This window comes from Vreelandella nanhaiensis, from assembly GCF_003990185.1.
In the GTDB taxonomy this organism is placed as follows: Bacteria; Pseudomonadota; Gammaproteobacteria; order Pseudomonadales; family Halomonadaceae; genus Vreelandella; species Vreelandella nanhaiensis.
In genome coordinates this window covers 78,643-94,530 of sequence record NZ_RZHF01000006.1, presented here as the reverse complement: position 1 = coordinate 94,530, position 15,888 = coordinate 78,643, and the positions used below count along the sequence as shown (strand labels likewise).

Sequence of the window (15,888 nt, the reverse complement as noted above, 5' to 3'; positions counted from 1 at the left end):
CAACGATGTCGAGCTAATAACAACATCCTCAACAGGGGAAATAACATGCCTCTCATGCGCTTTAAATCAAGCCGCGCTGGTTCAATACTGCTGCTGAGTGCAGGAACCGCTGCGCTACTGATAAACGTGGCTCAGGCTCAAAGTGATAAGGAACCCATGGCAAATAGTGAAGCAGAGCATGGCGTCACCAAATCCGTGTTTGGCCAACTGCCCGATGGTCGTCAAGTTGACGTTTATCAGCTCACTAACGCCAACGGCATTGAGCTGCGGGTTGCCAACTATGGCGGTACGATCCTGTCGCTAAAGACGCCTGACCGGGAGGGCGATGTCGACGATATTGTGCTGGGGTTCGATTCGTTGGACGACTATTTATCTGATGAGTATCGCGAGGCTAACCCTTACTTCGGCGCCATCATCGGGCGCTACGGCAACCGTATTGCCGAAGGGCAGTTCACGCTTGAGGGTGAAACCTATACGCTTGCCACCAACGATGGCGACAACCATCTGCACGGCGGTCAACAGGGGTTCGATAGAGTGCTTTGGCAGGCCGAGCCGTTTAAGAATGATGAAGGTACGGGGCTTGTGCTGCGCTATACCAGCGAAGATGGCGAAGAGGGTTACCCCGGTCGCCTGGAAACTGAAGTGACCTACACTTTGACCGATGACGATGCCTTGATCTTCGATTACCGCGCTGAGACCGATAAGGCAACGCCCATCAACCTTACCCAGCATAGCTACTTCAATCTCAAGGGTGAGGGAAGCGACTCCATTCTTGATCATCAGCTTATGCTCAACGCCGATGCCTTTACACCGGTCAGTGAATCCTTGATTCCGACGGGAGAGCTGCAACCAGTTGAAGGTACGCCGTTCGATTTTACCCAGGCAACACCGATTGGCGAGCGGGTTGAGCAGGACAACGAGCAGCTCTCTTTCGGTGGAGGCTACGACCATAACTTTGCGCTTAACCGAGATGACGCCGAACAAGGTGATCTAGTGATAGCGGCCAAAGTATGGGAGCCGCAAAGCGGACGGATGCTGGAAATCGAAACTACCGAGCCAGGCATTCAGTTCTATTCGGGTAATTTCTTGACCGGCGACCTGACCGGTAAAAGTGGTCAAGCCTACCCGCAGCGCTCCGGGTTTGCGCTGGAAACCCAGCACTTCCCCGACTCGCCCAACCAGGACACCTTTCCCAGCACGATTTTAGAGCCAGGAGAGACTTACCGTTCACGAACGATCTTCCGCTTTTCTGCCCAGGACGAAATGGACACTTAGCCCATACGCCTGATCGAAACCAGACTCTGATTTCAACAATAACATTAACAATCTCTAGAACGTTAGGAGCACAACAATGGGTATCGTAACCACTTTCACGCGTTTAGCGCTGGGTAGCGCAATCATGTTGGCTTCGCTAGGTTCAGTGCAGGCACAAAGTGACGACGTGAAGATCGGCTTTATCGTCAAAAAACCGGAGCAAGCGTGGTTTATCAACGAGCAGCGCGCGGCCACCGAGGCAGGTGAAGAACTTGGTTTTCAAGTGGTTCGTTTAGGCGGAGAAGACGGCCAGGAAGTGCTTAGTGCAATTGATAATCTCTATGCGCAAGGTGCTCAAGGGTTTGTCATTTGCCCGCCCGATGTACGCTTGGGCCCTGCCATTATGAACCGTGCCGAGCAGTACGGCATGAAAGTGATCACTGTGGATGATCAGTTTGTGACCTCCAGCGGAGAACCGATGGAAGGCGTACCGCACCTGGGTATGTCGGGCACCAAAATCGGCCAGCAGGTAGGCGAAGCGATTGCCGCTGAAATGGAGGCGCGTGGCTGGGATCCTCAGGACGTCGGCGCGCTGCGTATTACCAACAACGAGCTGCCGACGGCCGTAGAGCGTACAGACGGTGCCACCCAAGCGCTGCTCGCATCAGGCTTCCCGGAAGAGAATATTTTCGACGCACCTCAGCAGAGTACCGACACCAACGGAGCATTCTCGGCCGCATCGCCAGTGCTTTCCCAGCGTGGAGGGTACGAGCATTGGGTCATTTATGCCCTTAACGAAGAAAGTGTGCTCGGTGGTGTTAGGGCAACTGAACAGTACGGTCTGGCGGCGGAAGATGTCATCGGCGTGGGGATCAACGGTTCGGGCGCGGCGTTTGCCGAGTTTTCCAGAAATAACCCTACCGGCTTTCACGGCACCGTTGCGGTCAGTTCCACCATGCACGGTCGTCAGACGGCAGAAGATCTTTATCGCTGGATAGCCGAGGATCAGGAACCATCCGCCAACACTGAAACGACCGGTACGTTAATGACGCGCGATAACTGGGAAGAAGTACGTGAAGAACTAGGCCTTTAACAGCGGTCTGTCACGGACTATCTACTGGGGTGCTTACGCATGTCTGATGCCTATCTACGTTTCGATACGATTAGCGTCGTCTTCCCCGGCGTGCGTGCGCTGGATAAGGTGAGCTTCGCCGCCCATGCCGGGCAGGTCCATGCCCTGATGGGCGAGAACGGCGCAGGTAAGTCTACCCTGCTCAAGGTGCTTAGCGGTGTTAACCGGGTTGCCGAAGGGGCGCTGTGGATCAACGGGCAGCGCCATGTGTTCAGTAACGCCAGGGAAGCGCTGAGTGAAGGGATTGCCATTATCTACCAGGAGTTGACCCTCTCGCCCAACATGTCGGTGGCCGAGAACCTGCTGTTGGGCCAACTGCCGACGCGCAAAGGGTTTATTGATCGCCGCCAGTTAAAGCAGAAAGCGCTGGCGATACTGGCTGACCTGGGCGAGGGGGCTATCCACCCCTCAACCAAGGTGCGTGAACTCTCTATCGGCCAGCAGCAGATGATCGAAATTGGCCGGGCGCTGCTGCGCGATGCCAAGGTGATCGCCTTTGATGAACCCACCAGTAGCCTCTCCATTCAGGAAATTCGCCAGCTTAAACGCATCGTCAAGCGGCTGCGTGATGAAGGGCGGGTGGTGCTCTATGTCACCCATCGCATGGAAGAAGTATTTGAGATGTGCGATGCGGTCACTATCTTCCGTGACGGCCAGCGTATTCGCACCCATGAGGATATGTCGGCGTTGAATCACGACCTGCTCGTCAGTGAAATGGTGGGCCGCGATATCGACGATGTTTACGGGTACCGCACGCGTGAGCAGGGCGATGTGGTCTTGAATGTGGAGGGGATTCAGGGTCGTGGTCTCAAGGCGCCGGTGAGCTTCTCCGTCAAGCGCGGTGAGGTCTTTGGGCTGTTTGGGTTAGTGGGCGCTGGGCGCAGCGAGCTGCTACGGCTGGTGTGCGGGGTCGAGGCCCCCAAGGCGGGCAGCGTTCACTTTAAGGGCGAACCACGACGTTTTAAAAGCCCGGCCGAGGCAATCCGTGCGGGAATTGCCATGTGCCCTGAGGACCGTAAATCCCAAGGTATCTTTCCGGTGGCGAGCGTGGCTGACAACCTCAATATCAGCTGTCGGCGCTTTTTTAAACGCTGGGGCGCCTTTCGCCATCCAGGCCGTGAACGGCGCAATGCAGAAGCCTATATTCAGCAACTCAGCGTTAAAACGCCCGGCCACCGCACGCCGATCGGCAAGCTTTCGGGGGGGAATCAACAGAAGGTGATTCTGGCCCGTTGGCTCGCTGAGGAGATTGACCTGTTCGTGATGGATGAGCCGACGCGTGGGATTGATGTGGGCGCGCGGAGGGATATTTACGCGCTGCTCTACGAACTGGCCGAACAGGGGAAAAGCGTGGTGGTGATCTCCAGTGATCTGGCTGAGGTGAGTTCCATCTGTGATCGCATCGCCGTCATGCGTGATGGTGAACTGGTGGACATAGTGTCGCGTGATTCTGCCACGCCTGAGCGACTGTTGGGGCTGGCGTTGCCAGCGTAAGCTGACTTTTCAGGACATCAACAATGACAACGAACAAAGCAACCTCCTACGACGGCGATGTACCAACGCCTACGCGTCCGGCAGGACGCCAGGGGCTTATAAAGCCGCTGCGCACGCTGTTGGATACCTCGGGACTGATCGCCATTTTTCTACTGTTATTTGTAGCGCTAGCCGTGTTCATCCCCGGTTTTCTGACGGGGCGGAATATGGTCGGTCTACTGCTGTCGATCACCCTGATCGGCAGCCTGGCGACCACCATGATGCTGGTGCTGGCACTGGGCGAAGTGGATCTCTCGGTGGCCTCCACGGTGGCCTTTGCAGGCGTGGTGGCAGCGATAGTGACAACCAGCACCGGTAGCGTGTTCATTGGCGTGATGGGCGGCATTGTTGCCGGTGGCGCGGTAGGGGTTTTTAACGGCCTGGTCATTGCCAAGTTTGGCATTAACTCGCTGATTGCGACATTGGCCGCAATGGAGTTTGTGCGCGGGCTTGCCTATATCACGTCCGGAGGTGACGCGGTGATGATTACCGTGCCGGGTTTCTTTGACCTGGGCAGCGCCTCCTTTCTAGGCCTGACGCTGCCGGTGTGGACCATGCTGGTCTGTTTTGTGGTCTTTGGTGTGGTGCTCAATATGACTGCCTTTGGGCGCAATGTACTGGCCACCGGCGGTAATTCGGAAGCCGCTTCGCTTGCGGGGGTTAATGTCCGCCGCCTCAAGATTATTGTGTTCGGCCTTCAGGGCGTGGTGGCAGGTGTCGTTGGCGTGCTATTGGCATCGCGCATGGGGCTTGGCGACCCCAATACCTCCATGGGGCTGGAGCTTGCCGTCATCTCTGCCTGTGTGCTGGGCGGGGTCGCGCTATCGGGTGGCGTTGCCACTATTACCGGCGTGGTGGTCGGGGTGCTGATCATGGGCTGCGTACAAAACGCCATGGGCCTGCTTAACGTACCCACCTTTTACCAGTACCTGGTGCGGGGCGCGATTCTACTGCTAGCGGTGATGTTTGATCGCTGGAAACAGACCCGTCGTCAGCGGGCTTAACGATTACGCCTTTATCTCCTTTTCCACACCTTGTCGTTTTTTACGGAGACTACCCCATGTCCGATCTCAAGCGTCCGCTTCGCTCTGCCCAGTGGTTCGGTACTGCCGACAAGAACGGCTTTATGTACCGCAGTTGGATGAAAAACCAAGGCATTCCTGATCATGAGTTTCAGGGTAAGCCGATCATCGGGATTTGCAATACCTGGTCAGAACTGACGCCTTGCAACGCGCACTTTCGAAAGCTGGCCGAGCATGTGAAGAAAGGTGTATTGGAGGCGGGCGGTTATCCAGTCGAATTCCCTGTGTTCTCAAATGGTGAATCGAACCTGCGCCCGACTGCGATGTTTACTCGCAACCTGGCGAGCATGGATGTAGAAGAAGCCATTCGCGGTAACCCGATTGATGCAGTGGTGCTACTGGTCGGCTGTGACAAGACCACCCCGGCACTGCTGATGGGCGCGGCGAGCTGCGATATTCCCACCATTGTGGTTACCGGTGGGCCGATGCTCAACGGCAAGCACAAGGGCAAGGATATTGGTTCGGGTACGGTGGTGTGGCAACTTTCGGAACAGGTCAAGGCAGGGGAAATCTCACTGCACGACTTTATGGCCGCCGAGGCGGGCATGTCGCGCTCTGCGGGTACCTGCAACACCATGGGCACCGCCTCAACCATGGCTTGCATGGCGGAGTCCTTGGGTACCTCGCTGCCTCATAACGCCGCAATCCCAGCGGTGGATTCGCGCCGCTACGTACTTGCGCACCTGTCGGGCAACCGGATTGTCGAGATGGTCCATGAAGACCTAAGACTCTCCAAAATCCTTACCAAGGAAGCCTTTGATAACGCCATCCGCACCAACGCCGCGATTGGCGGCTCCACCAACGCGGTGATTCATCTCAAGGCGATTGCCGGGCGGATTGGTGTGGATCTGTCGTTGGACGACTGGAGTCGGGTAGGGCGCGGCACCCCTACGGTAGTGGATCTTCAGCCCTCGGGGCGTTTTTTGATGGAAGAGTTCTACTACGCGGGTGGTCTGCCCGCCGTGCTGAAACGGTTGGGTGATGCGGATCGTCTGCCCTTTAAAGATGCGTTAACCGTTAACGGCAAAACCCTTTGGGAAAACGTCAAAGACGCACCGCTTTATAATGACGAGGTGATTAGACCACTGGATAATCCGCTGCGCGAAGACGGTGGTATCTGCGTGCTGCGCGGCAATCTTGCTCCTAACGGAGCGGTGCTCAAACCCTCGGCGGCCAGTGCCGAGCTGATGCAGCACCGTGGCCGTGCGGTGGTATTTGAGGACTTCGACGATTACAAGGCACGCATCAACGATCCAGACCTAGACGTTGAAGCCAACGATATTCTGGTCATGAAGCACTGCGGACCGCGCGGTTATCACGGCATGGCGGAAGTCGGCAATATGGGCCTGCCACCCAAAATCCTCGCTCAAGGGATTACCGACATGGTACGTATTTCCGATGCGCGGATGAGCGGTACCGCCTATGGCACCGTGGTGCTGCATGTGGCTCCGGAAGCGGCAGCGGGCGGGCCACTGGCTGCAGTACGTAATGGTGACATGATTGAGCTCGACTGTGCCAATGGTCGGCTGCACCTGGACATCAGCGATACCGAACTTGCCGCGCGCTTAGCCGAGAGCGACCCCACCGCTGCATCAACGTTAATCGCCAGCCAGGGCGGTTACCGCCAGCTCTATATCGAGCGGGTGCTGCAAGCGGATGAGGGCTGCGACTTCGATTTTCTGGTGGGGTGTCGTGGGGCTGAAGTGCCGCGCCACTCACATTAAAAGGTGCTGTGGCTCGCTGAAAGCTGCTATCAAGGCATGAATACGATGCCGGTTTGAGAAATCTTGGCTTAGACGCCCCGTTGACACGACCAAACGGGGCTCATGTGCCAAAGGTAACCAGAAAGTCTAAAGGTGAGTAGAGGGGAATTTAATAAGTTGGTATTAATTTATTGTATTTAAGCTTTTGTATAAAAAAGACTTTGTCTTTTTCTGGCATGAGTTGGTATGCCTGCTGCAATACTCAGATCAAGAACACAGCATCAGGGAGATGCACGCAGCATTAGGAAGATGAATGGTTCTTAGCTAGATGTTTCTTATTTAAATTTATCAAGTAACAGAAAGCGTATTACTTAGGAGGCACGACATGAAAATGGAAGCTCTGAAAAAACTAGGTATTTTAGGCGTATCTTTTGGTCTGATGGCAAGTCCGCTCGCTTTTGCTGAAATGGAAAGTGGCACCGAGCAAGAACCCATGCCGCAAGAAGAGACGATGCAGGATGAACAAGGCAGCTTCAACTCTTACGATACTGAGCGCGATCAAGATGTAACCACTGAGTACGAAGAGGAAGAGCAAGAATTCACTTATGAAGAAGAGGAAGAAGAGCAGGAGTATGACACTGATACGGATTCCGACAGCGATAATCAGTGGTAATACCGCCCGCTAAAGGAATGACTCTTTTTTCGGCTCAAGGATGAGCCACAAAATGCCCCGCCAATTGCGGGGCATTTTTGCGTTTAAAGACCGCTTAGAGGCGGCTGGTTTATAGGCTATTGTTAAACGTGATTAATCACCTGATCCGTAACGACAATAAGGACGCCTTTATCGTGGTGAACTGGAAGGAAACACCGCAGCTACCCAAAGCCGAAGGGCGCATCGAGGCTATTGACCTGGCCCGTGGTATCGCCATTGGCCTGATGATTGTAAGTCACTCGGTAAGCGGATTGGTGGGTATTCGAAACGTGCCCGACTGGGGCATGGTGCCCGTGCATTTTTTAACTAAATTCTCCTCGTCGTTGTTCATTTTAGTGTTTGGCATCGCGCTGGCGGTGGCTTTTCTTTCTCATACGCAAACGGATGGGTGGCCCAAACGGCGCTTGAAACTGTGGCTTCGCGCGCTAGAGGTCTGGTTCTGGTACAAGGCGTTAGTCATTATCGAAATGCTGCCCTTCAGTGCCCCCGCTGATATTGTTAATACGTTGCTTTACGGGCGTTTTGCCATTTGGGTGGAGATCCTCGGGTTCTATGCCATCGCACTACTTTGGGTACCGTTAATCCTGCCGCTCTGGGCGCGGGCGCCTCTCTGGAGTCGTCTTGCCGTGATTGCAGGATTGGCAGGGCTCGCTGCTTGGCTGCAGGGATTTACCTTTGGCGGAAATGACATTTTGAAAGCGTTCCTGGTAGATCACCAGGACCATTATGCCTGGGGCCAGATTAGCCGGGCACCGCTGATTCTTATTGGGCTATTGATCGGTGAAGCCCTGCTACGCTGCTACTTTACGCCCCCATTACGCCGCCGTTTGGTACTAGTGCTGTTGGGGATAGGCGCGCTAATGATTGCTGCCTTTTATGGCGTCGCCTTTACCGAGGGGGATGCCTATGCCGCCATGCTTGCCGTTGCCAATAACGCTGGCAAACACCCGCCCGGCCTTGAGTTCATGCTGTTCAGCGTTGGCGGCGCGCTTGTGCTGCTGGGGTTGGCCCTGGCAGGTGGCGCACTGGCCGCCAAGACACTATTGCCGCTTACCGTGGTCGGTAGCGATGCGCTTAAAGCGTTTATTTTCCATATTGTGATGATTTTTCTGGTGCTGCGTTTTCTCCTGCAGGGTGAGGGCATGTACACCTATCCACAGGCGCTTGGCATTGGTGGCGTGTTAATTCTTGGCGCCGCCTTCTGGATCTGGTTAACCCGCTGGATTTCCGCACACCGTTAATAGGAGATTTTTGTTGCGATTACTACAACGCTGGCTAGTCGGTTTGACATTTTTGCTGGCGCTGAGCGCCCATGTTAATGGGGACGATGTTAACGGGTACGAGGCCAACTGGTACTACGAAGTCGATAAGCAGAGCACTTGGCAAGGCGATTTAAACGCCCGCATGGCCGCCATCGAAGAGGTCTTTAAAGGCGAGCTTGGGGTCTATGTGCAAAACCTGGCCACGGGAGAGGCGTATTCGTGGCAGGCAGATACGCCTTGGTATCTCGCCTCGCTGGTGAAGGTGCCTATCGCGGCGCAAGTGCTCGCCGAGCGTCAGGCGGGCATGCTGACCCTGGATGAGCGTATAACGCTTTCACGTAGCGATTTTGTGGACGGCGCTGGGCCGGTGAACTGGCACGACCCCGGCACGCCGATCTCGATTCGTTACCTGCTGGAGCAGATGATTACCATCAGCGATAACACGGCGTCGGATATGTTGATTAATCGGGTAGGGCTTGATGCCGTTAATACCCGAGCCCACGCCATGGTGGCGGCAAATGGCGGTCGGCCTGAGGATATCGGCCCGATTACCCGGTTAGTGGGCGTCCGCCAAGGCGTTTATGGGCAATTGCACCCGAATGCCCGAGCGTTAAGCGGTATGGATTTTATCGCCTTGCGCCAGCACCGACTGAACCAGCGCCCCTCTGCACTTGCCCGTTTGTTGGGCGTTAACTCATCAGCACTCCTGCAGCCTGATTATGATTACGCATTTGATGCTTATGAAGCCACCGGTGAAAACGTAGGCACGCTGCGAGCTTACGGTGACCTGCTGGCCAGTTTGTATAACGGGACGCAGAGCGGTCTAAACGCCGATCAGCGCCAAGCATTGCTGGACGTCATGCAGCGAACCCATTCGGGTGAACAGCGTTTAAAGGCGGGCATGGGCGATGCGGTCAACTTCGCGCATAAAACCGGTACACAACACCGGCGTAGCTGTGATGCTGGCATCGCGACGCGTGACGACAAAAATACCCGTGCTGGCCCTTGGGTCATCGTGACCTGTAGCCGTGGCCCGCTCGCCGTAAGCGATCACGAACGCGCCCTGGCTCGGGTGGGTGAGGCGCTGCGTTACAGCGGTGCGCTTGGCGCGCCTTGATCTCGGCTGACACCACAACCCATACGCGGGCGTGGTAAACTAATGGCCCACTATGATGGTTAAATGAAGGAGTTTGTTATGGCACGTGCCAGCGCCCGTCACATTCTGGTTAACAGTGAAGAGCAGTGCTTAGCCCTTAAACAGGAAATCGAAAACGGCCGTGATTTTGCCGAAGTGGCCAAGCAGCACTCAAGCTGCCCGTCTGGTCGTCAAGGCGGTGATCTAGGTAGCTTTGGCCCCGGCCAGATGGTGCCTGAGTTCGATAAAGTCGTTTTCAGCGGTGAACTGAATCAAGTACACGGCCCGGTAAAAACGCAGTTTGGCTACCACCTGCTCGAAATCACTGACCGCGGCTAAGCGGTTAGTGTTTCTATAGCCGTGCATCGCCATAAGGCGTGCACGGCTTATTTTTCGCTTTAACTGCGTGGTCTCGCGTAAAAACTGCTCACACGTCGCGGCTTTTACACTGTGGTGTAAGGAGTACGCCTTGAACGATCCGATTATTTCGATTACCGGCCTGAATAAAACCTACCAAGGTGGCTTTCAGGCGCTTACCCATGTGGATTTAACCATTCAGCGTGGCGAAATATTCGCCCTGCTGGGGCCTAATGGTGCAGGTAAAACCACGTTGATCAGCGTGGTGTGTGGGTTGGTGAACCCGACCCAGGGCCAAGTACTGATTGATGGCTTTGATAGTGTAAGTGACTATCGCCAGGCGCGGGAACGTATTGGTCTGGTACCCCAGGAACTGACTAACGAAGCCTTTGAAACAGTATGGAACACGGTCAGCTTTAGCCGCGGCCTGTTTGGCAAAGCGCCCGATCCAGCCCATATCGAAAAGGTACTGAAGTCCCTGGCGCTATGGGATAAGCGCCATAACCGTTTGATGACCCTTTCTGGCGGCATGAAGCGCCGTGTGCTGATCGCCAAGGCGCTTTCCCACGAACCGCGCATCTTGTTTCTGGACGAGCCAACGGCGGGTGTGGATGTTGAGCTTCGCCGGGATATGTGGGAAGTGGTGCGTGGGCTTCGCGAAAGCGGTGTCACGATTATTCTTACTACCCACTATATTGAAGAAGCTGAGGAAATGGCTGACCGTATCGGCGTGATCAACCGCGGTGAAATCGTGCTGGTGGAAGAGAAGGCGGCACTGATGCAAAAGCTGGGTAGCAAACAGCTAACCCTGCAGTTACAGACGCCGCTCACCAAGTTGCCCGGTACCCTGCAGCATGAAGCGCTGAGCCTGGCGGCCAATGGCCATGAGTTGGTGTATACCTATGATGGCCAGCAGGAAGAAGAAGGCCATGGCATTCCTGCGCTGTTGGCTACTCTTGAGCGTGAAGGTATCACCTTTAAAGACCTGCATACGCGGCAGAGTTCGCTTGAAGATATTTTTGTCGATTTGGTCAAGGAGCGCGCATGAATCTTTACCCTGTTCGCGCCATCTATATGGCGGAAATGGCGCGTACGCGACGCACCATGTTGCAAAGCATCGTCTCGCCGGTCATCTCCACCTCACTCTACTTTGTGGTATTCGGCGCCGCCATTGGCTCGCGCATCAGTGAGATTGGTGGGGTAAGCTACGGCGCCTTTATCGTGCCGGGGTTGATCATGTTGATGCTGCTGACCCAGAGTGTTTCCAATGCCTCGTTCGGCATCTTCTTTCCCAAGTTCTCGGGGAGTATCTATGAGATATTGTCAGCGCCCATTTCGTATCTTGAAGTGGTGATTGGCTATGTGGGGGCGGCGGCATCCAAGTCGATCCTTCTGGGGCTGATCATTCTCGCCACCTCAAGCTTCTTTGTGCCGCTGGAGATCGCCCACCCATTCTGGATGCTGACGTTCCTGGTGCTGACGGCCGTCACCTTCAGCTTGCTCGGATTTATTATCGGTATCTGGGCGGATGGTTTTGACAAGCTCCAGCTGGTACCGCTGCTGGTGATTACGCCGCTCACCTTTCTCGGCGGCAGCTTCTACTCGATTGATATGCTGCCCCCCTTCTGGCAGACCGTCACGCTTGCCAACCCCGTGGTGTATCTGGTCAGTGGCTTTCGGTGGAGTTTCTACGGCATCAGCGATGTAAGCGTTGCGGCGAGTGTGGCCATGATTTCGCTGTTTCTCGTCGCGAGCCTTGTCACCATTGCCTGGATATTCCGTACCGGCTATCGCCTGAAGCCGTAACCGGTGTTCTTCATGTTTTAACGTTTGGAGCTGATACCCCCTTATGCCGCTACTGCATAGTATTGTTCATCGCCTGGACCCGTCGCTTGATGGTGAGCGCTTAACGCTGACCGCAGCGCCCGCACCTGCCCAAAGCGATGACCCGGTCATGGCGAGCTTGGTTAATACGTTGAATGACACATACAACACCAAGGCCAAAGGCTGGGGAAGCTTTGCTGAAGAGGGCGACCAAGCCGGCCCCTTGCTTGCCTGGCTGCGTGACTATATGGCAGGCACGCAGGATTTTACCCAGCTTTCTACGGCCATTGCCGAGCGGCTGGCCCGCGAGTTGCAGGCGCAGCTTTCGGTAAGTGGCTATTTGTTGCTGGCGCATATTCGCCAAGGCGATACCGAAACCCTGTTTATCGCCCTGGTGCATCAGCGTGAAGGCATTGGCATTAACGAAGACCACCAAGCCGTGCCCGCCGCGCAGTTGAATACCAGCCAGTTGACGCTCGCTGCCCGTATCAACCTGACCCAATGGCAGAGTGAAACGCCTGGCACCCAGTACGTGTCTTTTTTGAAAGATCGTGGAGGCAAAAAGCTTGCCGAGGGCATGACGGTGTTATTGGGTATGGAGGAGGGCATTGACGCCCCTCATGAGACCCGCACGCTGCTAAAAGCGTTTAGCGACTATGTTGAGAAAGAGGACCTTGACGAAGACGCCAGCCGCGAAAAAACCGACACACTGGTGGATTACGCCAACGGGCAGCTGCGCCGGGGCGAGCCCATGACCCTGGAAACACTCTCAGAACTGGTAGATGAGCAGCAGCCCAAGGCGTTTTATGAGCATATCCGTAACATCGATTACGGATTGGCTGACGAAATCCCACCGGACAAGCGTACCATCAGTCAATTTCGCCGGTTTACTGGGCGGGCCGGCGGCGTATCCATCAGCTTTGACTCGCACCTTTTAGGTTCCAGCATTGAGTATGACGAAGGCCAGGACCGGCTGATCATCAAGCAGGTGCCCAAACAGTTAAAAGAGCAGCTTGCCAAACGTAAGTCGTGAAGTGTGAGTAGTGAAAGGCATAAAAGTGGGTAGTGGGCGATGGCGGCGGCACTTAGTAGGCTGTTTGCCGTCGAATGTTCAAATACACGTATCATCAGGGGAACCTCATGCTGGATGCGATTACCCACTTCTTTCAACGTGCCCTGGCCGAGCCCGAGCGGCGCGAAAATCATACGCTTACTCTTGAACTGGCCACTGCGGCACTGCTTTGCGAAGTGATACGCGCTGACTATGATGCAAGTGATGCAGAACGCACGGCGTTACGTCAAATGCTCCTCGCCCGCTACCGGCTGAGCGAGCGTGAAGTTGAAGAACTCATGGCGCTTGCCGAAGCAGAGGTGGAGGAGGCGGTAGATCACTACCAGTTCGTCAGTTTGGTAAAAGAACACTACAGTTATGCACAGCGCTGTGAGTTGGTGGCGCTAATGTGGCAACTGGCTTGGGCCGATGGCAGCGTGGACCCGCTTGAGGAGCACCGTATCCGGCGCTTGGCGGATCTGCTTTACGTCAGTCACGGGGATTTTATTCGCACCAAACTACAGGTAAAGGAATACCGAGAGGCGCATGAGTGAACCAACTGAGGCAACCAATCTAACTGAGCTGCTTGAGAAGATGGAGCAGATGCAGCATGGTGCGCCCAAGGTAAGCGTTGAAGATATCGTGGACGCCGTAGGGCACCGCTCCTTTGGGCCGCTTTTATTAATTGCCGGACTCATCACCCTGGCTCCGGTGATTGGCGATATACCCGGTATGCCCACCCTGATGGCGCTGCTGGTGCTTTTGGTGTCAACGCAGCTACTGGCTGGCAGAAAAACGTTCTGGCTACCTAAATGGATGTTGAATCGTTCGGTATCCCGCAAGCGGTTCGATAAAGCTATTCACGCCATGAGAAAGCCCGCCAAGTGGGTAGATGGCCTACTGGGCACCCGCTTTAAGTGGATGACCGGCTATGTGGGCATTCGCGCAACGGCGCTTGCTTGCCTGCTAGTCGCGCTGGCCATGCCTCCCATGGAATTTATTCCTTTTACTGCCAACGGCGCGGGTCTCGCGCTCACTCTGTTTGGGTTGGGGCTTGTCGCACGCGATGGGCTGGTGCTTTCGCTAGGCTTTCTGATTACCGCAGCCACGTTTGTGGCGATGCTTATGTATCTTTTATAACGCATATAGGCGCGCTCATGATGTATTGGCCAAGGCAGGAATGGTGCAATGTCTGACCCGTTAACCACACCCCCACCTAAAACGCCGGATGAGCAGTCGGCTTGGGAACGGCGTATTGAAGCTGCGCTCTGGAACTCGCGATTTCTGGTACTGCTGGCGATTGTACCTAGCCTGTTAGGCTCACTGGCGCTGTTTGTGGTGGGTACCCTGGATATCCTCAAGGTCGTTGGCGATGTGATCCACTACTACTTGGTGGGGAGCTCCCAGGATATTCACGAGAATCTGGTGCCGGATATCATTATCGCAATCGACATCTATCTGATCGCAATTGTGTTGCTGATCTTCGGGCTAGGTATTTATCGGCTGTTTGTATCACGGATTGACCGGGCGGAAGCACGTTATCCCAAACACCCCTTTAACGTTGCCTCTCTCGACCAGCTAAAAGATAAAATTGCCCGTGTAGTTATTCTAGCGGTCATTATCGAGTTCTTCCGCGCTGTGGTGGATATCCGCTTTACCACCCCGCTGGAGGCTATCTACCTAGCGTTATCCGTGCTGGCGCTTGCCGCCGCTCTTTATTTGATGGGCAAGTCACACAAGGGTGAATAGCTAGCGCGGTTGTAACAAATTGATGACCAGCTCATTTAACTGCTGCTGAAACTGCCCGCCCGGAGAAGGCGGTGTAGGATCTGAAGTGATAACCATCGTTATATTACGCTCTGGAATCACATACAGCGCCTGACCGCCATACCCGCGCCCGTAATACACGGGCTCTTCAGCCAACTGAGTAATAAACCAGCCGAACCCATAGCCATCGCCTGTCCAGGATGAGGTGCCTCGCGGTGTCCATGAATCTTCCACCCAGCCTTCGGGCAATATGCGCTTACCTTCGACGACGCCATCGTTGCGATAAAGCTCGCCCACTTCAATCAAGGCGCGTGGCGAAAGCTGCATGTCGTTGCCGCCAAAATAGATACCTTGCGGATCGCGTAGCCAGGGCGGAATGGCGATATTGAGTGGTTCGCCCAGCAAACGCTGTGCCAGTGCGTGGGTGGTTTCACCGCTTGCATAGGTTAGTGCGGCTGAAAGCAGGTGACTTGTGCCCGTTGAATAGAGCATACGTCCGCCGGGCTCATCGACGAACGGGCGGGTTAGCGCATCGTTAATCCAGTTGGCGCTTGCCACCCAAGCGCCGTAATTACTGCCTGAAGTACGCTCAAGCCCTGCCTGCTGGGCAAGCAGATGCGCCACGGTAATATCCTCAACGCGCGGGTCAAGGCCTGCTGGCAAGTGCTCACCGAAAAGCGCCGCCATGGGTTGCTCGGTGGATTCAATAATGCCTTCTTCAATGGCAGCCCCTGTAATGGCGGCCAGTACGGTTTTTGACAGCGACTTAATATTGGCAGGCGATGCGACACCCTGGCCGCCTTGGTGAAACTCGTGAATAATCTCGCCATCATAGGCCACTATCACGTTGTGTACGCGATGTAGTTGGCGGGTTTGCTGATCTAACGCTTGAAGTGCCTGCGCAGAAGGTGCATCAGCGGCTGCATAGACGGTGGGTAACAGGGAAACAACAGCAAACGAAATAAACAAGGCAGTAGCGCGCATCACGACACCTTCGGTATTAGTGGCAAAGGTTCGAGGTTTAGAAGCGGGAGAGGTTCCGCAGCAGATAGCCGCTGGAAGTAAAACGAGACAGC

16 protein-coding genes are annotated in these 15,888 nt (G+C 55.1%); 15 read left to right on the top strand and 1 reads right to left on the bottom strand.

Annotation, left to right across the window (positions count from 1 at the left end; genetic code table 11):
- Positions 1-45 precede the first annotated feature (45 nt).
- The 15 genes from ELY38_RS05700 to ELY38_RS05630 all read left to right on the top strand — a co-directional run bounded on the left by ELY38_RS05700 (position 46) and on the right by ELY38_RS05630 (position 14,794).
- On the top strand, positions 46-1,275 hold the full coding sequence (locus ELY38_RS05700; RefSeq protein ID WP_222845109.1) for an aldose epimerase family protein: 1,230 nt from the start codon (positions 46-48) through the stop codon (positions 1,273-1,275).
- A gap of 76 nt (positions 1,276-1,351) precedes the next feature.
- Positions 1,352-2,347, top strand: a complete 996-nt coding sequence (locus tag ELY38_RS05695; RefSeq protein WP_127060540.1) for an arabinose ABC transporter substrate-binding protein — start codon at positions 1,352-1,354, stop codon at positions 2,345-2,347.
- 39 nt (positions 2,348-2,386) lie between these two features.
- The gene (gene araG / locus ELY38_RS05690) at positions 2,387-3,880 is read left to right on the top strand and encodes an L-arabinose ABC transporter ATP-binding protein AraG (RefSeq protein WP_127060539.1); all 1,494 of its coding nucleotides are present in this window, start codon (positions 2,387-2,389) and stop codon (positions 3,878-3,880) included.
- Between the two features lie 23 nt (positions 3,881-3,903).
- Positions 3,904-4,923, top strand: a complete 1,020-nt coding sequence (gene araH / locus ELY38_RS05685) for an L-arabinose ABC transporter permease AraH (RefSeq protein ID WP_127060538.1) — start codon at positions 3,904-3,906, stop codon at positions 4,921-4,923.
- Positions 4,924-4,979: 56 nt separating this feature from the next.
- Positions 4,980-6,725 (top strand): IlvD/Edd family dehydratase, encoded by a 1,746-nt coding sequence (locus tag ELY38_RS05680; RefSeq protein WP_127060537.1) that lies wholly within the window; start codon positions 4,980-4,982, stop codon positions 6,723-6,725.
- A 364-nt stretch (positions 6,726-7,089) separates the two neighbouring features.
- Complete coding sequence (locus ELY38_RS05675; RefSeq protein ID WP_127060536.1) at positions 7,090-7,377, top strand: hypothetical protein; 288 nt, start codon at positions 7,090-7,092, stop codon at positions 7,375-7,377.
- A gap of 173 nt (positions 7,378-7,550) precedes the next feature.
- Entirely contained in the window at positions 7,551-8,657 is a 1,107-nt protein-coding gene (locus tag ELY38_RS05670) for an acyltransferase family protein (protein ID WP_127060743.1), read from the top strand.
- A gap of 10 nt (positions 8,658-8,667) precedes the next feature.
- Positions 8,668-9,795 (top strand): serine hydrolase, encoded by a 1,128-nt coding sequence (locus tag ELY38_RS05665; protein WP_127060535.1) that lies wholly within the window; start codon positions 8,668-8,670, stop codon positions 9,793-9,795.
- A 78-nt stretch (positions 9,796-9,873) separates the two neighbouring features.
- Positions 9,874-10,152: a peptidylprolyl isomerase gene (locus ELY38_RS05660; RefSeq protein ID WP_127060534.1), complete on the top strand. Its 279-nt coding sequence runs from the start codon at positions 9,874-9,876 to the stop codon at positions 10,150-10,152.
- A gap of 130 nt (positions 10,153-10,282) precedes the next feature.
- Positions 10,283-11,218 carry an ABC transporter ATP-binding protein gene (locus ELY38_RS05655; RefSeq protein ID WP_127060533.1) on the top strand — a complete coding sequence of 312 codons (936 nt, stop codon included), beginning with the start codon at positions 10,283-10,285 and terminating at the stop codon, positions 11,216-11,218.
- A complete protein-coding gene (locus ELY38_RS05650; protein WP_127060532.1) occupies positions 11,215-11,976 on the top strand; it encodes an ABC transporter permease in 762 nt (253 codons plus the stop codon). The genes ELY38_RS05655 and ELY38_RS05650 overlap by 4 nt, the downstream gene beginning before the upstream one ends.
- Positions 11,977-12,019: 43 nt before the next feature.
- Positions 12,020-13,027, top strand: a complete 1,008-nt coding sequence (gene yejK, locus ELY38_RS05645; RefSeq protein ID WP_127060531.1) for a nucleoid-associated protein YejK — start codon at positions 12,020-12,022, stop codon at positions 13,025-13,027.
- Positions 13,028-13,134: 107 nt separating this feature from the next.
- Positions 13,135-13,599: a tellurite resistance TerB family protein gene (locus ELY38_RS05640; RefSeq protein ID WP_127060530.1), complete on the top strand. Its 465-nt coding sequence runs from the start codon at positions 13,135-13,137 to the stop codon at positions 13,597-13,599.
- Complete coding sequence (locus tag ELY38_RS05635; RefSeq protein WP_127060529.1) at positions 13,592-14,185, top strand: exopolysaccharide biosynthesis protein; 594 nt, start codon at positions 13,592-13,594, stop codon at positions 14,183-14,185. The genes ELY38_RS05640 and ELY38_RS05635 overlap by 8 nt, the downstream gene beginning before the upstream one ends.
- Positions 14,186-14,233: 48 nt before the next feature.
- Positions 14,234-14,794, top strand: a complete 561-nt coding sequence (locus tag ELY38_RS05630) for a YqhA family protein (RefSeq protein WP_127060528.1) — start codon at positions 14,234-14,236, stop codon at positions 14,792-14,794.
- Here the strand turns inward: ELY38_RS05630 and ELY38_RS05625 are convergent, their stop codons facing one another.
- Complete coding sequence (locus ELY38_RS05625) at positions 14,795-15,796, bottom strand: serine hydrolase domain-containing protein (RefSeq protein WP_127060527.1); 1,002 nt, start codon at positions 15,794-15,796, stop codon at positions 14,795-14,797. It lies immediately after the preceding gene.
- Positions 15,797-15,888: the final 92 nt, after the last annotated feature.

Coding starts and splice junctions, on each gene's coding strand:
- ELY38_RS05700 (WP_222845109.1), top strand. CDS start 46: ATGCCTCTCATGCGCTTTAAATCAAGCCGCGCTGGTTCAATACTGCTG.
- ELY38_RS05695 (WP_127060540.1), top strand. CDS start 1,352: ATGGGTATCGTAACCACTTTCACGCGTTTAGCGCTGGGTAGCGCAATC.
- araG (WP_127060539.1), top strand. CDS start 2,387: ATGTCTGATGCCTATCTACGTTTCGATACGATTAGCGTCGTCTTCCCC.
- araH (WP_127060538.1), top strand. CDS start 3,904: ATGACAACGAACAAAGCAACCTCCTACGACGGCGATGTACCAACGCCT.
- ELY38_RS05680 (WP_127060537.1), top strand. CDS start 4,980: ATGTCCGATCTCAAGCGTCCGCTTCGCTCTGCCCAGTGGTTCGGTACT.
- ELY38_RS05675 (WP_127060536.1), top strand. CDS start 7,090: ATGAAAATGGAAGCTCTGAAAAAACTAGGTATTTTAGGCGTATCTTTT.
- ELY38_RS05660 (WP_127060534.1), top strand. CDS start 9,874: ATGGCACGTGCCAGCGCCCGTCACATTCTGGTTAACAGTGAAGAGCAG.
- ELY38_RS05650 (WP_127060532.1), top strand. CDS start 11,215: ATGAATCTTTACCCTGTTCGCGCCATCTATATGGCGGAAATGGCGCGT.
- yejK (WP_127060531.1), top strand. CDS start 12,020: ATGCCGCTACTGCATAGTATTGTTCATCGCCTGGACCCGTCGCTTGAT.
- ELY38_RS05640 (WP_127060530.1), top strand. CDS start 13,135: ATGCTGGATGCGATTACCCACTTCTTTCAACGTGCCCTGGCCGAGCCC.
- ELY38_RS05635 (WP_127060529.1), top strand. CDS start 13,592: ATGAGTGAACCAACTGAGGCAACCAATCTAACTGAGCTGCTTGAGAAG.
- ELY38_RS05630 (WP_127060528.1), top strand. CDS start 14,234: ATGTCTGACCCGTTAACCACACCCCCACCTAAAACGCCGGATGAGCAG.
- ELY38_RS05625 (WP_127060527.1), bottom strand. CDS start 15,796: ATGCGCGCTACTGCCTTGTTTATTTCGTTTGCTGTTGTTTCCCTGTTA.